A 4,633-nucleotide genomic window follows, 5' to 3' on the forward strand; every position below is an offset into this window, starting at 1 on the left:
GCAGGCGTCGGTGACCCCGAGAACCTGGGTGCGCTGGTCCGCAACGCCGCCGCGCTCGGCGTCGACGGGGTGTTGCTCGGGGCCGGATGCTCCGACCCCCTCTACCGGCGCAGCATCCGCGTCTCGATGGGGCACGTGCTGCGTGTGCCGTTCGCCCCGTTGGACCCCTGGCCCGCCGGGTTGGAACGGCTGGCCAACGGCCACCGGGTCGCCGCGCTGACTCCGCGCGCGGACGCGATGCCGCTGAGCAGGGCCGGGCTCGACAGCGGACCGGTGGCGATCGTGCTCGGCTCGGAAGGCCCCGGCCTGACCGAGGAGGCCATCACCGCAGCGGACGTCGCGGTGCGCATCCCGATGCACCAGGACGTCGATTCCCTCAACGTCGCGACCGCCGGGGCGATCGCGTTCCACGCGATGAGCGGTGCGGCCGGATGAGCGGCGCGACGATGCAGCGTTCCAGGTGGGAACTGCGCGTGCGGCAGGGACGTGCCGTGCTGATCGGGCGCGGAGACGGCGGAGATCGCTCCACCCGAGGCGTGCGCGAGTACGACCCGGCGAAGCTTCCGCTGCCGCCCGCGCTGGCCGCGGCCATGCACGAGTGGGCGCAAGTGGTGCACGGCGTCGCCGCTGATCAGCAGGTCGCAGGCGAAACCTCGGCGACGCTGATGTCCCGCCGCGGGCGCCAGCTCGCCGCCCGGCTGGCGGCCGAGACCGGCGCCGAAGTCTGCTACTGGGATCCGGCTCGCGGCCGGGTCAGCAGGATCGGCCGGGTGAGCCGTGCGCCCGGCGCCCAGGAACCCACGCCGTGGGGCACCGGACTCACCGTCACCGCCTTCGTCGCAGCACTCGTCGTGGTCGCGCTGGTGGTGGTCAGCCTGGGGCTGGCCGAGGTGAGCGTGCTGCTGGCGGTGATCGTCAACCTGGTCGTGGCCGGCGGGTTCGCGCCGTCGATCTGGCTGGGCAGGCGGGTGCCGGTGTGGCGGTGGGTGGCGTTCGGCACCGCGATCGGCGTCGTGTTCGCGTGGATCGCCTTGGCGCTGTCCGCGCTCGGTTGAGTCCGGATCGCGCGGCGAAGACAGCCGCCTCGACGCCCGCCCGAAGCGCCGCTCGTCCCTATCGCCGCACGGCAGGCCGCGAACGCGGCGTCCGGCCGGCCCGTCGGCACGCGCGAAGCGGTTCAGCGATGGGAGCGGACCCCGAGCAGCACGTCCTCCCAGGACGGAACGATCGGGTGGTTCTTGCGCCGCCGCGCAGGCTCGGTGTTGCGGGCCGCCTCGTCCTCGATCGCTTCCACGTCGTCCTCGTCGGCCTGCTCGACCAGCCCGGCGGGCGGCTCTTCTTCCTGCTCGGACGTGGCCTGCGGCTGCGGTCCGGTGTCCAGGTCCAGCGCCGGAACCGTCGGAGTCGGCTCGGCGACCGCGGTCGGCTCTGCGACCGGAGCGGGCGTGCTGACCGGCTCCTCCGGCTCCTCCGCGAGTTCTTCCGCGCCTTCCTGCTGCTCCAGCTCCAGCGCCTCGCGGGCCAGCGCGGTCACCGGGCGCACCGTGCGCAACGGCCGGTTCGGCGACGGATCCAGCAGGTCGGTGGCGTGGTCGTCGATCGCGGCGACGGTGCCGCCGTGCGCACCGGGGTGGAAGACCCAGTGCGCCCGGTTCTCCGAACGACCCGCCTGCCACTGCAGCCGCACGACCCATTTGCCGTCGTCCCCGCGCCAGGCGTCCCAGTCGGCGTCGCTGAAGTCGTGCCCGCGCATCCCGAAGGTGTGCGCGACGACCTCGCCGAGGGTCTGGACGTCCGGGCCGTCCTCGCGCACCGGGTGCGCGCGCTGCGAACGCTCCGCGATCTGGGCGCGTTCCAGCAGCACCGGATAGGCGTAGCGCTCGACCCGCTGCTCCGGCACGCCGGAAGAAGCCGCGACGTCCTCGACGGAGGCGCCCGCCCGGATGCGGGCCTGGATCTCGCGGGGGCGCAGTTGCGCCTCCATCTCGATCTGCACCTGGCCCAACCGGGTCAGATCACCGCGCGCGGCCGCGCGCAGTCGCTCGTCGGCGGGCACCGAAAAACGGTCGCCGTTCTCCGGGTCCTCGCAGATGACGGTCTCACCGTCCTCGTCAAGCCCGACCACCCGCAGCGCGCGCATACGCCAGCCTCCCCGGTCACTGTCGTCACCAAGCTGTGACCGTAACCCGGCGTGCCCGCTTGACGGAGGGGGCGCGCCGGGTTCGGTGTCGCTTCGTGACCATCCTCTCCGTCCCCGATCTTGCCTGAATGGCGGTCGACTTGCGAACTCGTGGCCGAACCCGGCCGCCGTGTTGATCACTGCAAGTGATCGATCTCAGTTCGGGAACACGGACGTGTCGGCCGCTATGGTGCGCCGACGACCTCGGGAGACCGGCTGCGCCGCGCTCAGGAGAGCTGCGAAACCACCCAGTCGATGGACCTCGTCAGCGCGGTCACGTCGTCCGGCTCGATCGCCGGGAAGGTGCCGATCCGGAGCTGGTTGCGCCCCAGCTTGCGGTACGGCTCGGTGTCCAGGATCCCGTTCGCCCGCAGCGCCTTGGCGATCGCGGCCGCGTCGATCGACTCGTCGAAGTCGATGGTGCCGACCACCTGCGAACGCTTCGCCGGGTCCTGCACGAACGGCGTCGCGTGCTCCGACGCCTCCGCCCACTGGTACAGCCGCTGCGAGGACTCGCGGGTGCGCGCGACGCACCAGTCCAGCCCGCCGTTGGAGTTCATCCAGTCGATCTGGTCGGCCAGCAGGAACAGCGTGGCGACCGCCGGGGTGTTGTAGGTCTGGTCCTTGCGGGAGTTGTCCAGCGCCGTGGTCAGCGACAGGAACTCCGGCACCCAGCGGTCCGAAGCGCCGATCTCGCCGATCCGCTCCAGCGCGGCCGGGCTCATCGCGGCCAGCCACAGCCCGCCGTCCGAGGCGAACGACTTCTGCGGGGCGAAGTAGTAGACGTCCACGTCGGCCGGGTCGACCGGAAGGCCGCCCGCGCCCGAGGTCGCGTCCACCGCGATCAGCGCGTTTTCCGAACCGGCGGGACGGGTCGGCGGCAGCATCACGCCGGTGGAGGTCTCGTTGTGCGCCCAGGCGATCAGGTCCGCGCTCGGGTCGGACACCGGTGCGGGGGCCTCGCCGGGCTCGGCGGAGACGACCACCGGGTCGCCGAGGAACGGCGCGTCCTTGGTGGCCTTGGCGAACTTCTGCGAGAACTCGCCGTAGGTCAGGTGCAGCGCGCGCTCCCGCACCAGCCCGAACGCCGCGGCGTCCCAGAACGCGGTGGTGCCGCCGACGCCGAGCACGATCTCGTAGCCCGCGGGCAGCGAGAACAGCTGGGACAGGCCTTCGCGAACCCTTCCGACCAGCGACTTCACCGGCTTCTGCCGGTGCGAGGTGCCCATCACCCAGGCGCCTTCGTCGGCGAGCCGGGCGAGCTGCTCGGTGCGCACCTTGGACGGGCCGCAGCCGAAGCGGCCGTCGGAGGGCGTGAGCTCGCTGGGCAGTTTCAGGGTCGTCGGGTCGGTCTCGGCCTGCGTCATTCCGGCGCCTCCGGTGGTCGTTCGGGTCGGCTTGGCTCGCGGTTACCCCGATGTCGGGGTGCGGCGCGTCCGGGTGCGGCGGATCGGGGTTCGGGTGGAACCCGGATCGCCCGGGATGACCGGCGGCGTTGCCGGTTCCTGTGGCGGCGCGTTGCGGCGGCGTGTCCGGAAGGTGAACGCCGGCCGCGGCGCCCGAGCCGGTGGGCAACTTACTGCCCGAGGCGCGCTTTGGCCAGCATGCGGAGTGCGCGAGGAGCCTGTTCGGATGCTGTGACCAGGGGTTTCAGCGGTAGGTTCGCGGTCCGGAGGGCTGGCGCGCAGGAGCTCAGGACGGCGTTGCGAGCGGTTCGCCCGCGCCTTGGCCGGGTTCGGCCGGGCGGCTGCTGATCCACCCGATCAAGCTATGGCGAACGGATGTTCGGGTCCGGATACTCGAAAACATGAGCGAATACGCGGTCTTTCGGCGAGCAGCCCACTGGCGATCGATCCACTGCCGATCCGTCAAGCGATCAAGCGAGCAAACCCGCCAACGGGCCCGGCGCCCAGCGATCCTGGTCGCGGCGGCCCTGACTGCAGCGGTCCTGACTGCAGCGGCGCTGGCTGCTGCAGCGGCGCCGCGTCCTCCGAGTCCGCGTCGTGGGAGAAGGAGCTGCCACGGGAGCGGTGGCGGGCCGCCGGCCGGCCCGCCACTCCCGGTCTCATGCCACCGCGACCGGCAACGGCGAGACGGAGTCCCAGCCGTCGACCTGCTGCGGCGAGCGGGCCTCCGGGCCGACGTAGTGCGCCGACGGCCGCACGAGCCGCCCGGTGCGCTTCTGCTCCAGCACGTGCGCGGACCAGCCCGCGGTGCGGGCGCAGGTGAACATCGCGGGCATCATCTCGGTCGGAACCTGCGCGAAGTCCAGGATCACCGCGGCCCAGAACTCCACGTTGGTCTCGATCGGGCGGTCCGGGCGGCGCTCCCGCAGCACCTCGAGAGCGGCGCGCTCCAGTTCGGCGGCCGCTTCGAAGCGGGGCGCGCCGAGCTGCTCGCAGGTGTTGCGCAGCACCCGGGCTCGCGGGTCCTGCGCGCGGTAGACGCGGTGAC

Annotated in this window: 5 protein-coding genes; 2 read left to right on the top strand and 3 right to left on the bottom strand. The window is 72.5% G+C overall.

Annotation, left to right across the window (positions count from 1 at the left end; genetic code table 11):
• Both IJH84_RS15565 and IJH84_RS15570 read left to right on the top strand, forming a co-directional pair.
• Window positions 1-435, top strand: a 435-nt coding sequence (locus IJH84_RS15565) for an RNA methyltransferase (RefSeq protein ID WP_295145695.1), incomplete at its 5' end; no start/stop codon positions are given.
• Window positions 432-1,055, top strand: coding sequence for a DUF2537 domain-containing protein (locus tag IJH84_RS15570; RefSeq protein ID WP_295145697.1), 624 nt, complete (start codon window positions 432-434; stop codon window positions 1,053-1,055). The genes IJH84_RS15565 and IJH84_RS15570, both read left to right, overlap by 4 nt.
• Window positions 1,056-1,177: 122 nt before the next feature.
• On the opposite strand, the gene sepH is transcribed toward IJH84_RS15570, so the two are convergent.
• From sepH to IJH84_RS15585, 3 genes are all read right to left on the bottom strand, one after another.
• Window positions 1,178-2,140 (bottom strand): septation protein SepH, encoded by a 963-nt coding sequence (sepH, locus tag IJH84_RS15575; protein ID WP_200068407.1) that lies wholly within the window; start codon window positions 2,138-2,140, stop codon window positions 1,178-1,180.
• A 266-nt stretch (window positions 2,141-2,406) separates the two neighbouring features.
• Window positions 2,407-3,546, bottom strand: coding sequence for a phosphoserine transaminase (gene serC, locus IJH84_RS15580; protein WP_295145699.1), 1,140 nt, complete (start codon window positions 3,544-3,546; stop codon window positions 2,407-2,409).
• A gap of 698 nt (window positions 3,547-4,244) precedes the next feature.
• Window positions 4,245-4,633: citrate/2-methylcitrate synthase (locus IJH84_RS15585; protein WP_295145702.1), on the bottom strand; the 389-nt coding region annotated here is incomplete at its 5' end.

The organism is Saccharopolyspora sp., from assembly GCF_017434145.1.
Lineage (GTDB): Bacteria > Actinomycetota > Actinomycetes > Mycobacteriales > Pseudonocardiaceae > Saccharopolyspora_C > Saccharopolyspora_C galaxeae.

Coding starts and splice junctions, on each gene's coding strand:
- IJH84_RS15570 (WP_295145697.1), top strand. CDS start 432: ATGAGCGGCGCGACGATGCAGCGTTCCAGGTGGGAACTGCGCGTGCGG.
- sepH (WP_200068407.1), bottom strand. CDS start 2,140: ATGCGCGCGCTGCGGGTGGTCGGGCTTGACGAGGACGGTGAGACCGTC.
- serC (WP_295145699.1), bottom strand. CDS start 3,546: ATGACGCAGGCCGAGACCGACCCGACGACCCTGAAACTGCCCAGCGAG.